Genomic DNA, 18,225 nt, shown 5'->3' with positions numbered 1-18,225 from the left:
GCTCGATAGATCGGTTATTTTTCACTGGCTGCCGGTGATCACAGCTTAGAGTTTTATACATTTCCAACTTTTAGCTCAGTTGTTTACAAATTTTAAAAAATCTAATTTTGTAAAATAATTATAATTTATATTAATAGGTTACTTAACCCAAGCCTTTGCTCCCTCATTTTAACGTTTTATTAAGCTGTCAAACTTTGATAGAAAAGTCAGGGCATTTTAATAGTTGATGAGTTCCTCACGCCTTCCTACAGTTTTTGGCCTTAACGACTTTCTGACTTCACACAGAAACCCTACAGTCTTTATCCCATAACTAAGTACAAGTCGATCCGAGTTCATCTGAAACGAGTAAACGAGATCGCATTATAACTCAAGCTTAAACGCAACAGTTCCTGTGGTTGCCGGCAAATTTTCAGCATCCACTGCGCGATCAGCCCAAGTTTTGTCACTTTATTCTCTCAGCGAGAACTAGAAATTTTATGAATGCTATTCTCCCCGGCTATCAACTACTCGAATCGATTCATACCGGCTTCCGAACCGTTATTTACCGAGGTTTGAGAGAATCGGATCACGCGCCCATTATTATCAAAACTTTACAATCTGAGTATCCGACGCTTGAAGATATTACTCGCTTGCGCCATGAATATAAAATTATTCAAACTTTAGAAATTGAAGGAATTGTCAAAGCTTACAGCCTTGAAAGCTATCAGCATGGTTTAGCGTTGCTGCTAGAAGATTGTGGCGGAGTTGCGCTCAAAGATTGGATGAATTCTCAACCCATACCCATTTTATCGTTTCTTTCGATTGGCATTCAATTAGTTTCGACGCTGACAGAACTTCATAAAAATAACATTATTCATAAAGATATTAAACCTCACAATATTATTATTACTCCCTTAAACAGCAAAGTTAAAATTATTGATTTTAGTATTGCTTCAAAATTGGAGCGAGAGAACCCAAGCCTCAGCCATCCGGACTTGCTAGAAGGCACGCTTGCTTATATGTCTCCTGAACAAACCGGCAGGATGAATCGCACGGTTGACTACCGCACAGATTTTTATTCCTTGGGCGTTACGTTTTATGAAATGCTGACGGGTGAAGTACCTTTTGACACACTTGATGCCCTGGAGTTAGTCCATTGTCATATTGCAAAGGTGCCGGTGCCTCCGCATCACCTAAATCCAGAAATTCCTGAAGCGGTTTCCAGCTTGGTTATGAAGTTATTAGCTAAAACCGCAGAAGATCGCTATCAAAGTGCAGAGGGATTAAAATTTGACCTGGAAACGTGTTTACTCAAACTGCAAACAACCGGCACGATTTCTGGTTTTATAGCCGGCAGCGCAGATAAAGCCGGTTTATTGAATATTCCACAAAAGCTTTACGGCAGAGAAGCAGAAGTTTCAACCCTTTTAGAAACCTTTGATCGCGTCAGTTGTGGCAATACCGAAATGATGCTGGTTTCCGGTTACTCCGGGATTGGCAAAACCGTTTTAGTCAATGAAGTTCACAAACCCATTGTCCGGCAACGCGGTTATTTTATTGCCGGCAAATTTGACCAATTTAAGCGAAATATCCCGTTTGCCTCCCTGATTCAAGCTTTTCAGTCATTAATTCAACAATTGCTGACTGAAAGTGAAGCACAAACTCACATTTGGAAAGAAAAACTTTTATCAGCTTTAGCCAGTAACGGGCAAGTCATCATTGATGTGATTCCCGAAGTGGAATTAATTACCGGCAAACAGCCTGCCGTAACCGAACTGGGGGCAACTGAATCGCAAAACCGTTTCAGCCGCGTCTTTAAACAATTTATTGGGGTATTTACAACCGAAGAACACCCCCTGGTTGTCTTTTTAGATGACTTGCAGTGGGCAGATTCAGCCTCGCTTAAATTAATCGAACTGCTGATCACGGATGCGGATAGCAAATATTTATTACTGATTGGCGCGTATCGAGATAACGAAGTGTTTCCCACGCATCCAACGGTGCAAACGATTGAAAAGATCCAAGCTGCCGGCGCAACGGTTAATAATATTGTACTTGAGCCGTTACAACTGATTCATGTTGAAGAATTAATTGCCGAGACTTTAAATGAATCTGTTCGCTCAAAACCGCTATCTGAGCTACTTTTTAATAAAACTCAGGGTAATCCCTTCTTCTTAACGCAACTACTGAAAACGCTTTACCAGGAAAACTTATTAATTTATGAGTTAGCTTCGAGTACGTGGCAGTGGAATCTTGAGCAAATTCAAGTTATTGGCATCACTGATTATAATGTTGTTGAACTCATTGCCCGAAATATTCTCAAACTGCCGGTAGAAACACAGAAAGTCTTAAAGCTGGCTGCTTGTATTGGCAACACCTTTAATTTAGAAGTTTTGAGTGTTGTCAGTGAGGAGTTTTCCTTAGCCGCTGCGGCTCAATTGTGGCCGGCACTTCAGGCTGGGTTGATTTTACCGTTGAGTAATGAGTACAAAATTCCCTTAGCATTTACTCAGGAAGAATCTGCCGGCATTACTTTAACCGATATCAAAGTTGACTACAAGTTTTTACATGACCGAGTGCAGCAAGCTGCGTATTCTCAAATTCCTGATGAGCAGAAAAAACAGACCCACTTAAAAATCGGTCAATTACTGCTGCAAAATACAACGCCAGAGGAACGAAAAGAAAATATTTTTGCTTTAGTGAATCAACTGAATTACGGCATAGATTTACTTACTTCTGAGTCAGAAAAATATGAGTTGGCTGAGCTAAATTTAATAGCGGGACAGAAAGCCAAAGCCGCAACCGCCCATGATTCTGCCGTCAAATATTTGAATGTCGGTTTAGGACTTCTCGCCTCAGATAGCTGGGAATGTCAATATGCTCTGACGTTTACCCTTTACTTAGAAACCGCAGAAGCCGAATACTTAATCGGTAACTTTGAGCAATTGAATCAGCTTTCTGAGGTTCTCCTAAAATGTGCAAAAACACTCCTCGAAAAAGTTAAGGTCTACGAGCTAAAAATTCAGTTTGATATCGCTCAAAGTCAGTTGCAATCAGCGATAGATACCAGCGTTAGCGTTCTGGAAATGTTTGGGGTTCACCTAGAGCAAGAACCGCCTCAAAATTTGATTATTGATGATTTAGCTGATCTGCCGGCAATGACAGATGCCGAAAAACTCGCGTCCATGCGAATATTAAAGACGAGCGTGACAGCGGCTTATCTCGGCAATGCGGCGATGCTGGCACCGATTCTTTTTACGATGATCTCTTTGTCTATCCGCTACGGAAATTCACCCGAATCCGCTTACGCCTATGTTTGGTATGGCTGTCTCTTATCTGGGGCAATGGGAGAGATAGAGTCGGGCTATCAATTTGGTAAACTAGCCGTTCCTTTGTTGAAAAAACTTGACTGCAACACCCTAAAATCTAAGATTATTTGTATATTGTATGCCCTGATTAATCACTGGAAAAATCATATTAGTGAAAATCTAGAACCGTTGCTCGAAGGGACTCAAAGCGGTTTAGAAGTTGGAGATTTAGAATTTGCTAGCCATGATGCTGCGAATTATTGCAATTTCGCATTTTTTAAAGGTGAACAACTGGAAAAAATGGAAATTGAACATGAAAAATACCTTGCTTTAACCATCAAATGCAAGCAAGATTATGATATTAATTTTATCAAAGTCTATGGTCAACTGATTAAAAATCTTCTTGGCAAAGCCCCAGATAAATTGCGTTTATCCGGCGATGTTTTTAATGAAGAAGAAATGCTTCCCATCATTAAAGAAGGTAACAATGGAACTTTACGATTGCTATATTATGTTGCTCAAACCATTCTTCTTTATTCATTTAAAGATTACAAAGGAACAGTAGCCAGCGCAACTTTAGCAGCCCAAAATGCCCATTTCGGTGTGGGAACCATTCATAATATCTTTTACAACTTCTACCACTCTCTTGCTCTCCTCGCACTGTATCCAGCAGCCGAAGCAAAGGAAAAAGAAGAATACCTTAGTCAAGTGGTAGCCAATCAGGAAAAAATGAAGACATGGGCATTTCATGCGCCGTCAAATTTCCAGCATAAGTATGACTTGGTAGAAGCGGAGAAAGCGCAGGTTTTGGGACTGCGGGAAGAAGCAATCGATTATTACGAACGGGCAATTCAAGCCGCCAAAGCGCAGAAATATATCCAAGAAGAAGCGTTAGCCAATGAACTGGCGGCAGAGTTTCATCTATTCCTTGGCAGAGACAAGATCGCTAAAACTTACATGACTGATGCTTATTATGGTTATATCCGTTGGGGTGCTAAAGCAAAAGTTGAAGATTTAGAAGAACGATATCCCCAATTACTCGCCTCAGTCCTTAACCAGAAAATGAGTGAAAAGACCGGCGAGACAATTATGCAAACAATTCAGGGAACCATCACTGCCACCGGCTCAGAAATTTCAGAATTTCTCGACTTGGCAACGGTGATGAAGGCATCGCAAGCAATTGCAGGGGAAATTGTACTGTCTAACTTGCTCGACAAGTTAATGAAGATTTTGATAGAGAATGCCGGCGCACAAACCGGCTCCCTTATCTTGCCAAAGAACGGGGAATTCTTCATAGAAGCAACCGGGACTAAAGATGAAGTGCAAGTGCTGCCATCTCTTCCCCTGTCAACCAGTCAGCAGCTACCTGTCTCGGTGCTGAATTATGTCATCAGAACTCAGAAAGATGTTGTTTTAAATGATGCAAGCAGTGAGGAAATCTTTAAGACTGACGCCTACATCATCCAACACAAAATTAAATCGTTACTGTGTACGCCTATTTTCTATCAAGGCAAAGTTACTGCGATTCTTTACCTAGAAAATAATCTAGTTGCCGGTGCTTTTACGCCGAAACGCGTAGAAATATTGCGGATGCTATCGACGCAAGCCGCAATAGCCATAGAAAATGCCACACTTTATCACACCCTAGAAGTCAAAGTAGAAGAGCGAACTGAGGAATTACAACAAAAGAATTCGCACCTACAGATAGAAATAAAAGAGCGCCAACGAGCCGAGAAAACAGCAGAAGCCGCGAACCAAGCCAAGAGCCGATTTCTCGCCAATATGAGCCATGAATTACGAACTCCCCTCAATGGTGTTTTAGGTTACGCTCAAATCCTCAAGCGTGACAAAAACTTAACGCCCCAGCAAACGACTGGAGTTAACATTATTCATCAATGCGGGGAACATCTTTTAATGTTAATTAATGATGTTTTAGATCTTTCAAAGATTGAAGCTGGAAAAATGGATATCAACCTGACAGAATTTCATTTTTCACAGTTTCTCCAAAGCATCGTTGAAATTTGTCGCATTCGGGCCGAACAAAAGGGAGTTTCCCTAAACTACGAACCCATAACTCAGCTTCCTATAGCAATTCTTGCTGATGAAAAAAGGTTGCGGCAAATTGTGATAAATTTACTGGGAAATGCTGTTAAGTTTACGGAAGCAGGCGGCGTTACCTTCAAAGTTGGATACGTTAATGATTCCTCGTTTATTGCTCATGATTCATCCCCATCACCCTTAACTAAAATTCGCTTCCAAGTGGAAGACACCGGCATCGGGATTGCACCGGAAAAATTATCTAAAATATTTTTGCCCTTCGAGCAGGTAGGCGATACCGCTCATCAAACCGAAGGAACCGGCTTAGGATTAGCAATTAGCCGGCAATTAGTTGAAATGATGGGGGGTGAATTAAAAGTTGAAAGTGCTGCCGGTAAAGGCAGTGTTTTCTGGTTTGATATAGAATTAACCGAAGTTGAAGGATGGGCTAAATACCAAAAACAAGCTGAAAAAATTATTCGAGGATATGCCGGCGCTAAGCGTAAAATATTAGTAGTAGATGATAAATGGGAAAATCGTTTTGTTGTCGTTAACTTGTTAGCGCCTCTGGGATTTGAAGTCAAAGAAGCGACTGACGGGGAAGATTGTTTGAACAAAGCGGCTGCTTTTCATCCCGATTGCATTTTCACCGATTTGGTTATGCCGGTTATGGATGGCTTTGAAGCCATAAGGAGGATTCGCAAATCACCCGAACTTAAAAATGTGGTCATTATCGGCACTTCTGCCAGTGTTTTTGAGGCAGAAAAGGAGGGAAGTTTAGAAGCGGGATGTGATGCTTTTATCCCGAAGCCGATTCGTGCCGAAGACCTTTTTGAATGCTTAAGCCGCCTGCTTAATTTAGAATGGATTTATGAGTTAGAAGTGATCGCTCCTGATTCTTCCGTCCCAACGATTCCTGAAAGCAGCCAAGAGAAAGAAGTCATTGCGCCTCCTGCTGAAGAACTTTCGCTCTTTTTAGAGTTTGCCATGAGTGGCGATTTACAGGGAATTCAAAAGCAAGCCGGAGAACTCAAGAATTTATCGCCTCAATTCGCTGCTTTTGCTAATCATCTAATTCAGTTGGCTAACGATTTTGAAGAGGAAAAAATTCTAGAGTTCGTACAGCAATCCTTGGAGGTCCAATCATGAGCGCAGATTCTTCTAATTTTGGCCCAATTCTCATTGTTGATGACAACCCAACTAATTTACAACTGCTCTTTGATTGTTTGACGACTGCGGGATATAAAGTTTGGGTCGCTCGAAGTGGTCAAAGTGCAATTAAAAAGGTCGAATATTCCCCGCCTGACTTAATTTTACTCGATGTACTAATGCCGGGTATAGATGGCTTTGAAACCTGCCGGCATTTAAAAGCTTCTGAATCAACAAAAGATATCCCTGTCATTTTTATGACAGCATTAGCCGATACAGAAAATAAAGTTAAAGGCTTTAGTGTCGGCGCAGTCGATTACATCACCAAGCCGTTTCAGCAAGAAGAGGTGTTAGCTCGGGTTCAAACTCATTTGAGCATCCGAAATCTAACCAAAAAACTCCAAGTTCAAAACGAACAATTACACCAAGAAGTTACGGAGCGTAATCAGCTAGCAAGCGAGCTAGAAAGACGAGTGGAAGAGCGAACCGAAGAGTTGTCACAAACTAACTGCCGTCTGCAACAGGAAATTGAAGAGCGATACTTAGCTGAGCAAACATTGCAGCGTTCGCTTGTCAAACTTCAACAAGCTCAAAGCCAATTAATTCAGAGCGAAAAAATGTCTGCTATTGGGCAAATGGTTGCCGGTGTTGCTCATGAAATTAACAACCCAGTTAACTTTATTTATGGCAACCTATCTCACGTTAGCGACTATATTGAGGATCTAATTGGTATGCTCAGATCCTATCAAGAAGTTTATCCTGAAGCAGAACCCAAGATTGCTGAAGCAGCAGATGATATAGACTTAGAATTTTTGATTGAAGACTTGCCAAAAATGCTGAGTTCAATGCAAGTCGGTGCGGAGCGGATACGCGAGATTGTTTTGTCTTTGCGGCGTTTCTCTCACCAAGATGGATTTGAAATGAAGCCGATGAATATCCACGAAGGCATTGACAGCACGTTGATGATTTTGCACAGCCGGCTGAAATTTAAGCAAGATCGCCCTGCCATTGAAATCATTAAAGAGTATTCTCCTAACTTCCCACTTGTCGAGTGTTATGGCGGCGAGATGAATCAAGTTTTTATGAATATTCTTGCTAACGCAATTGATGCGATAGATGAGTGTAACCAGCACAGGAGCGCGGAACAAATAAAAGCTTATCCAAGTTGCATTCGGATTTACACTCAGGTAATGGAGGGTAACCGGGCAATTATCCGAATTAAAGATAATGGATCTGGGATAGCCCCTGACGTCACTCAACACATTTTTGATCCTTTTTATACCACTAAAGCGCCAGGAAAAGGGACTGGAATTGGATTGTCAATTAGCTGGCAAATTGTAGTAGAAAAACATGGAGGAAGTTTGCAATGTATTTCAACGCCGGCACAAGGCACAGAGTTTGTGATTGAACTTCCGATTTCTCAAGCATATCAAGCAATGATCGCCTCATAGATTACTAGATTATTCATTGATTATTCACAGCATCTAACTTTTCCAAAGCAATTAGATAGTTTTTGCTGGAAATAAGCACGACGATGTGCCAAAACTGAGGCAGATTCAGGCCGGCATGACTTTTTGTCATATTTCTGTGTGTCTGCCGGCTTGCTAAATCGCCGTTCGAGCTTCAGTTAATCAGCGAAAAAATAATCCAAGAAAGGTATTAGCTGAAGTTAAACGATGAGTGGGTTCAGCTCAAGACAGGCTGCCGGCAGAAAATGAGGCAAGCGCTTTCTCTTAGTGCCGTTAACATCCTAGCTACATAATAATACAAAATCATTCCTTAAAAAAATGTAGTGTTTGATACAAGCCACAGATAAATATAGAGACGTTATCAAAATTTTTGAATGTTAAAATAACACTTTAAAATTAAGATTTTAAATAAAAATTATAAAAGCAAAAATTGCTAAATTATTGCAATCGTTCATTAAAGAATATCAAGTAAAGGCGAACAAATTGACATCTCTTTTCTCTCAAAAGGTGCATTTAGAAAATTTTTTAGGCTTTCTAAGCCGAGTTTAAAACTTATTAAATGAAAATCAAAATTGAAGGTATCAAAGAAGACCTTAAAAATCAAAGCCTGCTCAAAATTTAATTAATGAAGCATTTTAAGCATTTAAAAAAGGTTTGAAAGAGGTTAAAAAAATTTGAATTTACCTTAAGGTCGATCAGTTGGTATGAGTAAAGCCATAATTACTCACAGAAGTGTAAACAAACTCTTGTGAGTAATTATGGCTTTAACTAAGGTGAACGCAGGAAGGTGCTAATTCAGTCGGCTGATGTTATCCCTAAAAATCGTGAGCAGACATTGGATAACAAAGCGCTCACAAGGGAAACCAAACTCGCTTACTCCTTAGTGAAGCTCAGCCCAGAACCAAATTCTTCACCATAACCTTCTTCACCATGTTCGTTGATATCCACACCTTGGTCTTCAACGACCGGCTTAACTCGCAGTTCCATGAATGATCCTAGAAATTTGAGAATAACAAAGGTGCCAACACCTGCAAAAACATAGGTGGCGACGATAGCGATAATTTGTTCAACCAACTGCGACGGGTTATTGAAAAACAAGCCGTTGTCTCCAGCAGCGTTAACCGCTTTTGTGGCAAAGAGACCTGTTAGAAGCGCCCCGACAGTCCCACCAACACCGTGAATGGGAAAGGTGTCTAAAGAATCATCAAATTGCCACTTCGCTCGCAGGCTGACCGCATAGAAACAACAAATTGCCGTAATTGATCCAATGAGGAGAGCTCCTAGAGGAGTGACATATCCTGCTGCTGGGGTAATACCGACCAATCCCGCCAGAAAGCCGCTAGCAATACCGATGGCAGTTGGCTTGCCTCTCAGTATCCATTCCCACAGTAGCCAAGTTAGACCACCGGCAGAGGCGGAAACCATTGTCGCCACAAAAGCAACGGTTGCTAAACCACCGGCTGCTAAAGCGCTGCCGGCATTAAACCCAAACCAACCAAACCACAGCAACCCAATTCCCAATAAGACATAAGGCACATTATGGGGGGCTGCCGGTCGCACCATAAAGCTTTTGCGTGGCCCAATCATCCAAGCAGCAACCACCGCAGAAACACCGGAACTGATATGGACAACTGTGCCGCCGGCAAAGTCTAAATCTCCAATCGCACCGAGCCAGCCTTTACCCCAAACCCAGTGAGCCAAAGGAGAGTAGATTAAGGTTGACCACAGGAGGATAAACCAGAAATAGGCTTTAAAACTTATCCGCTCCACAATCGCCCCAGAGATCAGCGCCGGCGTGATAATGGCAAACATCATCTGGTAAACCATGAACACCTGATGCGGAATCGTTGGCGCATAGCCAACTGGATCGGGTTGGTCGAATGCCACGTTATTCAAGCCAAACCAGTTTAAGCTCCCAATAATTGGGTTGGCGTTGACAGTAGCGGCATCTCCAGGGTTCACACCAGGTATCACTGAAGTTGGGGCGAAGGCAAGACTGTAACCCCACAGCGTCCAGGTCACTCCGACGACAGCCATCAGGAGTAGGCTCATCATCATAGTATTGAGTACGTTGCGAGAGCGTACCAGTCCTCCATAGAAAAACGCCAGTCCAGGCGTCATCAGTAGGACTAGAGCTGAGCAGATTAACATAAAGGCGGTATCGCCTGTGTCGATAGGAGAGTCTGCGGTTTCTGCTGCAACCGTTTCTTGTTGGCGAGTTGCATCTGCTGGAGCGACTGGCGGCTCGGTAGACGTTGCCGGCGCGGATATTGCCGGTGAGGGAGTAGCTGGAACAGTTTGTTCAGCCGAAGGGCTGGCAGGAGTGAGCAGTTCTGTCGCCGCCGGCTCTGGAGTGGGTTCATCTTGGGAAAGGACATTTCCCATCAGGGGGATCACGAGTATCCACAGTGCGATGATGCCGGTTAGTACCTTTTTAAACACGTTCTTACCTTCTTACCTTTTGAAGCGATGACTTAGAATTTCACCAATTTTTAACTGGGTAATTCCGTATTAAAGGATACAAATGCTCCGTTTACAAGTTTATATAATCGCGAAATTTTACTTTTGCACATCTAAATCTCTTGTCGCTCTATCAAGCACTGCATTTACATTTAGTTTTTGAATGATTTATGAATGTTCTCTCAAAGCCGGTGTGCAGGAAGGTATCTGCACCATACAAGATCGCTGCACAAAATAGCAATTTTTGCAAGCCAAAAATATTTTCAAGATAGTGCGGCTGTGTGAACACAATAAATTCATTAAAAAAAGTTTTCTGAATCAATTTAGCTTAGACCATTTTGAAAAATGACAGCGGCTTGTGAAGGCTCGGAAATTTTCAGTCCTAAGAGTTTAAAACTCTTAAAATCTAAAAGAGCATTAATTAGTTTGTGCTTGATTAAAAGAATTTAAATTTTTGTGCTAAGCTTATAGGCAATTGCATGCCCCAAAAACAGTGAAAGAAAAAACAATGTTCCTTGAAAAAGTAAAAAGAAACCGACTGTGGCTGGGTTTAGTTGCAATTGCGACTGTGTTGCTGTTAGCAGTAAGTGGTAGCATTTTTAACTCGCCGGCTACTGCTAGCAAACCCCCCAGCATCTTGGCTAAGGTTTCACCGGCTGACCCCTCTTTTGTAGCAGTGCAAAATTTAGGAGAACGCTACGGTTGCTATTCTTTGGGCAATGCCAGTTTTAATGGCAGCGAACCTGTGACAAAAGCTGAATTTGTCCAAACTCTGAGTGCTTGCCTAGACAGCATCGCTTAATTGGCTAAATAATAAAAAAATTTCAGGGGCTAAAATTCTACCAAAATGGCTGTACTCATTCGAGACAGCCATATTTTTTTGACTTTAAATTTTTCTGTGACAAATCAGAGAATTCTCTAATCCCGGCATCTCTCAAAAAAATTAAAAAGTGGGATGTTTTGAAACCGTTCTAGGCAGAGGTACTGATCACTTGTTCTAAGGCTTGCTTAACGCCAGAATATTGATAGTTAAAACCGGCATCTAAAGTCCGTTTAGGCAAAACCTTTTGGCCCTCTAAAACCACTTGGGCGGCATCGCCTAAAAGCGCTTCTAAAGCAAAATTGGGCACCGGCAGCCAAGAAGGCCGGTTCATGACTTGGCCCAAAGTGTCGCAAAATTCATTCATGCGAACCGGGTTGGGTGCGGTGGCATTGAGAATCCCTTCAATTTCAGGACGGGTTAGCGCTTGCACGATTAGGTTCACCAAGTCCTCTCGGTGAACCCAAGAAAACCACTGCCGGCCCGATCCAATTGGCCCACCGGCATACAATTTAAATGGAAGTAGCATTTTCGCAACTGCGCCACCCATGCCTAAAACAATGCCGGTGCGGAGAATGACGAGGCGAGTGCCGGCATCCTTCACCTTCTGCGCTTCCGCTTCCCAAGCTTGACAGACTTCTGCCAGAAAATCGTTGCCGGCACCACTATTTTCATCAAAGGTTGCCGTTTCGCTAGTTCCGTAATAGCCAATGGCAGACGAATTCACTAAAACCGAGGGTTTCGGGTTTGCCTTAGCGATCGCTTCCACAATTTTTTGTGTGCCTAGCTGCCGGCTATCCAGTATTTCTTGTTTGCGTGCCGGTGTCCAGCGTTCATCTGCAATCGGTGCGCCGGCAAGGTTGACAACGCCATCGCAACCTGAAATCGACTCTTGCCAGTTTCCAGACTGGGTTGGCGTGTAGGCAACGATTTCAACATTCGGATACGCATCAGATGGAAACACGCGCCGCGCCCGATCTTGGCTGCGCGTCAGTACCAGAATTTGATGTTTGTCTGCATGAAGTTTTTCGACAAGACGACTGCCGACAAAGCCGGTTGCGCCGGTGATGGCTACTTTCATAAGTGGAAACGTTAACTTTTGTATGTTCTCTGCTAACCCCACAGTTTACGTCAGCCGGCAACACTTGCAAAATCGGGTTGGCTGTCTCACCGGCTGCTGATGGTTTCAAGATCAGGGTGCTTGACGGGAGCTGTTAATGTTGTTATTACGGATTGGCAAGGGTGCCGGTAAGTCAAACAATCCGGATTTTGTCAAGTTCTCAATGAAATTCCCCAGATTCGAGGGGAATCAAAGTATTTTTTTGTAACAAACTTCTATTTCTGTGGGGTAATCGCAATGCCAAAGTACACTGTAGACGAAGTTCTCGACATTATTAAAAGCTTGACGGCTGAAGAAAAAACTGCCTTGCAATCTCAGCTATCTGTAATTTTGGGTACAGGAGCAACATCTAATCTTCAAGCGCAGACTCAACAATCTCAATCCTTTGGCAACATTACGATGAGAGATGGCAATGAAGTTAAAGCTGAGCAATTTTCTGCTGAAGGCTCGGTGAATATCTCTGAAACAAATGCCAACATTCAAGGCGGAAAAGCAGACATTAAAGAAGCTTTTGAGTTGTTGAGTTTTATGAAACAAGAACTCAGCCAGACTGACAACCTTAACGCCTTGGAAAAGAAAGACGCGCAAAGCAAAATTGAGTTTGTCGAAGAAGAACTCAAAAAATCGAAACCGGATCAAGATTTAATTACTCAAGCGGTTGAGGCGCTTGAAAAAGGTTTGAAAGGCGTTGAAAAATTAATTGAGCCTACCATTAAAGTGGCTAAATTAGTTGGTTCGGCTATTTTCATTTGAAGCAATTTAGCCCTAACGATTAGAAATTACTTTCAACCTTGGGTTTTAAGGTAGCGTTTCGTTCGTCCTTAAAATTCAAGGTTTATCTACATAAAAAATGTATCTGCGGGTTTAAGTGAAAATTTTAGGGTCATTCAAGGAGGTTAGATAAATGCTAGGCAATCAACAGCAAGTGCAAACCTTCGGTGACATTTCAATGGGGGATGGAAATGTCTTTACGATTAATCAGATTATTCAAGTTACTGCCTCAGAAATTCAAACTCGTCCCCTGAACCGAATCTCACCTTATCGAGGATTAAAAAGATTCGAGTCTTCAGATAAAGACTTGTTTTTCGGTCGAGATCAATTAATTGCGAGTTTGATTAAAGCCATAAGTCAAAGCAATCTGATTTTACTCTTGGGTGCATCTGGAAGTGGGAAATCATCCGTTGTGCGTGCCGGCTTGATTCCGCAACTGGCAGAAAGGCTTGGCTCCAATTTTCAAGATTTTACCCTGACACCCGACAGAGATCCCTTTGAATCACTGCGAATTAGCCTCGTTAGTAAAGGTTACAAACAAGCTGAAGCAGAAATTGCAACAAAAAATGACTCAGAAAGCTTGATACAAGTCATTAAAACTTTGAAAAATGATCAGTGTCAGTTGCTTATTTTTGTTGATCAGTTTGAAGAGATTTTTACCCTGTGTCACGATTTAGAAAAACGTCAAAAATTTATTAATAGAATTGTCCAGTTCGCTGAAAGTGATGATCAATCTGTCAAAGTTGTTTTGGCAATGCGGGCGGATTTTCTTAATCGATTCAGTCCTTATCCAGCACTAGGGAAAATTGCCGAGAAAAATATTCACATCGTTACGGATATGCACACCGATGAGTTGCGCCTAGCCATTGAGCAACCGGCAGCTAATCATGGGGTGGTACTTCAGCAGGGATTAGTTGAAGAAATTATCCAAGACGTTCAAGGACAAGCCGGCTCTTTGCCTTTATTACAATACACGCTCGATTTACTTTGGAAAAATGACGAGATTGAAGACCGAACATTGAACACTCAAACCTACCGAAACTTGGGAGGTGTGAGGGGTGCATTGCAGCGTCATGTGGATGAAATTTACAAGAATTTGACGCCAGAAGAACAGGAGACAACGAAGCAAATTTTTCTGAGATTAGTGAATATTACCGGCACAACTGAACAAATCGATGTGAGTGGGAAAGCCGTAAGCCGGCGGGCGAATCTTTCAGAATTTAGCGAGAATTCCCAACAACTGCTGAATCAGTTCATCGACAATAAGCTCTTAGTCAGTAATCGCCAAGAACAATCGACTGTAGAAATTGCCCATGAAACGCTAATTAATTCCTGGGATACGTTAAAAAAATGGATAGAAGACAGCCAAGAAATTATTCTGATTAGAAATCGCTTGTGTGAAGATGCCAAAAATTGGAAAAAAGCGCTGGCTGACTCCAAGGTGAAGGCTGAGGATGAACTCTGGAGTGGCTCGAAATTAGCCCAGGTAGCCGAACTGCGAGAGAAAAAAGAGTTTGATAGACTCGGTAGGTTAAGTGAAGAAGAAAATCAATTTATTGATGCTAGTGTGGAGCTGCGCGAGCGTGAAAGCAGGCAAGAAGAAGAACGCCGGCTACAAGAAATCAGAAGAACTCAGAAAATTGCAGTGGCGCTGGTAGCTGGTTCCTTGTTAGTGGCAGGTTCAGCACTTTTTGCATTGAAGCAAAGCCAGATTGCCACACGCCGGCAGAAAGAAGCAGAAATTATAGCCCTGGCTAAGGAAGCGCAAGCCCGCTTTGCTGCTGAGCCTGCGATTAAACACTTCATAGAAGGTTTGCAAGTTGGAAAACAATTGCAACAGTTAGGCAGTGTTGATGAGGCAACAAAGAGAGAAGTTGCTGCTAGCTTGCAAAACTTAGTCTATGGAGTTAGAGAGCAAAACCGCTTGGAAAAACACACCGCTCAAGTTAGAAGTGCAAGCTTTAGTCCAGATGGTCAATTAATTGCTTCTGCCGGTCGCGATCAAAACATTAATCTTTGGCGTTCTGACGGCACATTTCTCCAAACTCTTAAGGAACATAAATTGCGCGTCAATAGCCTTAGTTTTAGTCCTGACAGCAAAATCTTTGCATCGGCCAGTTCTGACAGAACTATTAAACTTTGGAACCGCGATGGCAAATTTATTAAAACGCTTCAGGGCCATGCAGGAGAAGTCAATAGTGTCACCTTCAGCCCCGATGGTAAAATCATTGCCTCTGCCAGTTCTGACAGGACTATTAAACTTTGGAACCGCGATGGCAAATTTATTAAAACTTTAGGGCAACATAGTAATGCAGTGAACAGCATTGCTTTTAGCCCAGACAATAAAATAATCGCCTCAGCCAGCGGTGATAGCACAGTTAAACTTTGGCATCTAGACGACAAGTCAATAAATACTTTGATAGAGCATAGCGGGCGAGTTTTGAGTGTTAGTTTTAGTGCGGATGGGACGATTATTGCTTCAGCTAGTGATGATGGGACGATGAAATTGTGGGATCGCAAGGGGGGATTGCTAAATAGTTTTGAAGGCGGCAACCGTGTCACTTTCAGCCCAAACAGAGACAGCTACATTTTTGCCTCAGCTAGTAAAGATGGCGAGATTATACTTTGGAAAATTGAGGCTGACAAAACTGAAATACAGAAGGCCATAGGTCTGCGAAACCCTCAGCTTATTGATACTTTTAGAGGGCATAAAGGTCAGATCACAAACCTCAGTTTTAGCCGTGACGGTCAGATGATTGTATCTGCCGGTGATGACAAAACTATAAGGGTTTGGACTAGCCTCCGACCAATTTTTAAGGGAGATACAACTGATGATAATCAAGAAAAAGACCCCTCTCCTTTAATGGTGATGGGGTGTAACTGGCTGAAAGACTATTTCAGCAGCCATCCTGAAACAAGCCAAGATGACCTCCAACTTTGTGGTAGAAGCCGGACTAATTAAAACCTAAGGAGAGATAAAATATGCCCAAAATTCGCCGTCAGGAAATAAAGCAGCATTCATAAAGTCGAGTCTGTAAAATATCCTTTCTCCGCTTTTTTGAGTATTGTATTCACCAGATAAAGTGTCTCCATAGCTGTCATTAACGATCATGTGCGTGGGTGTATAACCAACTATGGGTACGACATGACCCTCTGACGTAAAGAATCCAGCAACAATAACAGGGTATCCATCCCTGAGCGACGTCTTAACTTCCTCCCAAGTAGTTTTTTCGTTAAACTTTACTTGAAATCCGTATGCCTTGATAAGCTTAACCAATTCATCAGGTGCATATCCGATTAAGCCTCGATTTCGCATCCAGCTAGACAGCTCATCTTCTAATTGCTGTTCCTTCTTCTTTGGCTGAACACCATAGTAGGAAAATACCATTGCCACAGCCGTTACCCCAGCGCTACCCGAAGGATTAATCTTATTATCTGACTGAGGAAAGTAGGGAACGTCTAACTCAACGGAAGAGGGGCTGGAAGGTGGCGGCTCTTTTGCTTTCGATGCTAGCTCTTTTGTTTTAGGGGTCGGTGCTACAGCGACAAGAAACTCTTTTGACTCTCCCTGGTTTTGCAGATTTCCCACTGTCGAAATCTGCAAATGTGCCTCTGCGCCCGTACAAGTTGCTAGGGCAAAAATAATCGACATCCACAGCTTCCATCTGTACCTTAATATGTTTCTAATCTTTAGCATTTTTCTACACCCCAAGGGTTAGCCACTAATTGACTGACAAATTTGATGAATTCCATCACCAGCAAGCTTTTATTAAAATTAACAGCAATAAGGATAAGCCGGCTACCCCCAGCAGTGCCAGATAAAAGATAACTGCCTGTGAATAGCTGTTTCTTGAAAAAATTGCTACCGTGAAGTTTTGAGGGAAAATCTATGACCGCAACTCTAGATGCACCCAAAACCATCGAGTCTTATCTCGGTGCTGAAGCAGAAGACCTTCTCACGCACAAAGCCAAGGTTTCTCAAGATTTACTCCACCTTCCCGGCCCAGATTTTATCGACCGCATCTGGGCACACAGTGATCGCTCTCCCCAAGTGCTCCGGAGTCTCCAGCAGCTTTACTCCACCGGCAGGTTGGCAAACACCGGCTATCTTTCTATTCTGCCCGTCGATCAAGGCATCGAACACTCTGCCGGCGCGTCTTTTGCCCCCAACCCCATCTACTTCGACCCGGAAAACATTATTAAACTGGCAATGGCTGCCGGCTGCAATGCTGTGGCAACCACCTTGGGCGTTTTAGGCAGTGTTTCTCGCAAATACGCCCACAAAATCCCGTTCATTGTCAAACTCAACCACAACGAACTACTCACCTATCCCAACCAATACGATCAGGTGATGTTTGCCTCGGTTGAGCAAGCCTGGAATCTAGGGGCAACAGCCGTGGGGGCAACGATTTACTTCGGTTCCGATCAATCAACTCGCCAAATTCAAGAAGTCAGCGAAGCCTTTGCCTTAGCCCACGAATACGGTATGGCAACGATTCTCTGGTGCTATCTCCGCAACAGCGCTTTCAAGCAAGACAAAGACTATCACATTTCCGCTGACCTCACCGGCCAAGCCAACCATCTCGGCGTCACCATTGAGGCAGACATCATTAAGCAAAAGCTGCCAGAATTCAACCACGGCTATAAAGCTGTCACCGACGCTGCCGGCGAGAAATACGGCATGACGCATGATCGGGTTTACTCAGATTTAACCACCGATCACCCGATTGATTTAACCCGCTATCAGTTACTCAACTGCTACTGCGGGCGTGCCGGCTTGATTAACTCCGGTGGCGCATCCGGTAAAAGCGACTTTGCCGAAGTCGTTCGCACTGCCGTGATTAACAAACGTGCTGGGGGTTCTGGCTTGATTTCTGGCCGCAAAACCTTCCAACGCCCCTTTGAGGAAGGCGTCAAGCTGTTTCACACCATCCAAGATGTCTATCTCTCACCCGATGTCACGATTGCATAATTGAGCGCGATGGGGGCGCACCGGCGTATGCGCCCCTACTAAATGTCAGGCGATCAAAACATTGCAACCGTAAAAAAACATAAACCTCGCACGCAATTTCGAGATAGTCTGAGAAACTAGAAGTCTGATAGTTGTAGTGC

At 42.9% G+C, this 18,225-nt stretch carries 9 protein-coding genes; 6 read left to right on the top strand and 3 right to left on the bottom strand.

The genetic code is table 11. The features are described 5' to 3' along the window. Window positions 1-476: 476 nt before the first annotated feature. Complete coding sequence (locus H6F56_RS25100; protein ID WP_190674611.1) at window positions 477-6,473, top strand: hybrid sensor histidine kinase/response regulator; 5,997 nt, start codon at window positions 477-479, stop codon at window positions 6,471-6,473. After that, window positions 6,470-7,924: a response regulator gene (locus H6F56_RS25095; protein ID WP_190674607.1), complete on the top strand. Its 1,455-nt coding sequence runs from the start codon at window positions 6,470-6,472 to the stop codon at window positions 7,922-7,924. The genes H6F56_RS25100 and H6F56_RS25095 overlap by 4 nt, the downstream gene beginning before the upstream one ends. Window positions 7,925-8,815: 891 nt before the next feature. On the opposite strand, the gene amt is transcribed toward H6F56_RS25095, so the two are convergent. Next, window positions 8,816-10,384, bottom strand: coding sequence for an ammonium transporter (gene amt, locus H6F56_RS25090; protein ID WP_309236634.1), 1,569 nt, complete (start codon window positions 10,382-10,384; stop codon window positions 8,816-8,818). A 511-nt stretch (window positions 10,385-10,895) separates the two neighbouring features. Here amt and H6F56_RS25085 point away from each other — a divergent pair. Further along, window positions 10,896-11,204: a DUF4179 domain-containing protein gene (locus H6F56_RS25085; protein WP_190674604.1), complete on the top strand. Its 309-nt coding sequence runs from the start codon at window positions 10,896-10,898 to the stop codon at window positions 11,202-11,204. 169 nt (window positions 11,205-11,373) lie between these two features. Here H6F56_RS25085 and H6F56_RS25080 read toward each other — a convergent pair whose 3' ends face one another. Next, window positions 11,374-12,303 carry a TIGR01777 family oxidoreductase gene (locus H6F56_RS25080; RefSeq protein WP_190674602.1) on the bottom strand — a complete coding sequence of 310 codons (930 nt, stop codon included), beginning with the start codon at window positions 12,301-12,303 and terminating at the stop codon, window positions 11,374-11,376. Between the two features lie 276 nt (window positions 12,304-12,579). Here H6F56_RS25080 and H6F56_RS25075 point away from each other — a divergent pair, with 276 nt between their 5' ends. Both H6F56_RS25075 and H6F56_RS25070 read left to right on the top strand, forming a co-directional pair. Beyond that, entirely contained in the window at window positions 12,580-13,095 is a 516-nt protein-coding gene (locus H6F56_RS25075; protein ID WP_190674597.1) for a hypothetical protein, read from the top strand. A 151-nt stretch (window positions 13,096-13,246) separates the two neighbouring features. Beyond that, window positions 13,247-16,075, top strand: a complete 2,829-nt coding sequence (locus H6F56_RS25070) for an NACHT and WD repeat domain-containing protein (RefSeq protein WP_190674594.1) — start codon at window positions 13,247-13,249, stop codon at window positions 16,073-16,075. A 3-nt stretch (window positions 16,076-16,078) separates the two neighbouring features. Here the strand turns inward: H6F56_RS25070 and H6F56_RS25065 are convergent, their stop codons facing one another. Next, the gene (locus tag H6F56_RS25065; RefSeq protein ID WP_190674590.1) at window positions 16,079-16,765 is read right to left on the bottom strand and encodes a C39 family peptidase; all 687 of its coding nucleotides are present in this window, start codon (window positions 16,763-16,765) and stop codon (window positions 16,079-16,081) included. A 237-nt stretch (window positions 16,766-17,002) separates the two neighbouring features. Here H6F56_RS25065 and H6F56_RS25060 point away from each other — a divergent pair, with 237 nt between their 5' ends. Then, a complete protein-coding gene (locus tag H6F56_RS25060; protein WP_190674587.1) occupies window positions 17,003-18,085 on the top strand; it encodes a class I fructose-bisphosphate aldolase in 1,083 nt (360 codons plus the stop codon). The last annotated feature ends 140 nt before the right edge of the window (window positions 18,086-18,225 follow it).

Origin of the sequence: Microcoleus sp. FACHB-672 (assembly GCF_014695725.1) — a bacterium.
Taxonomy (GTDB): Bacteria; Cyanobacteriota; Cyanobacteriia; order Cyanobacteriales; family Oscillatoriaceae; genus FACHB-68.
This window is presented reverse-complemented; position numbering and strand designations above follow the sequence as displayed.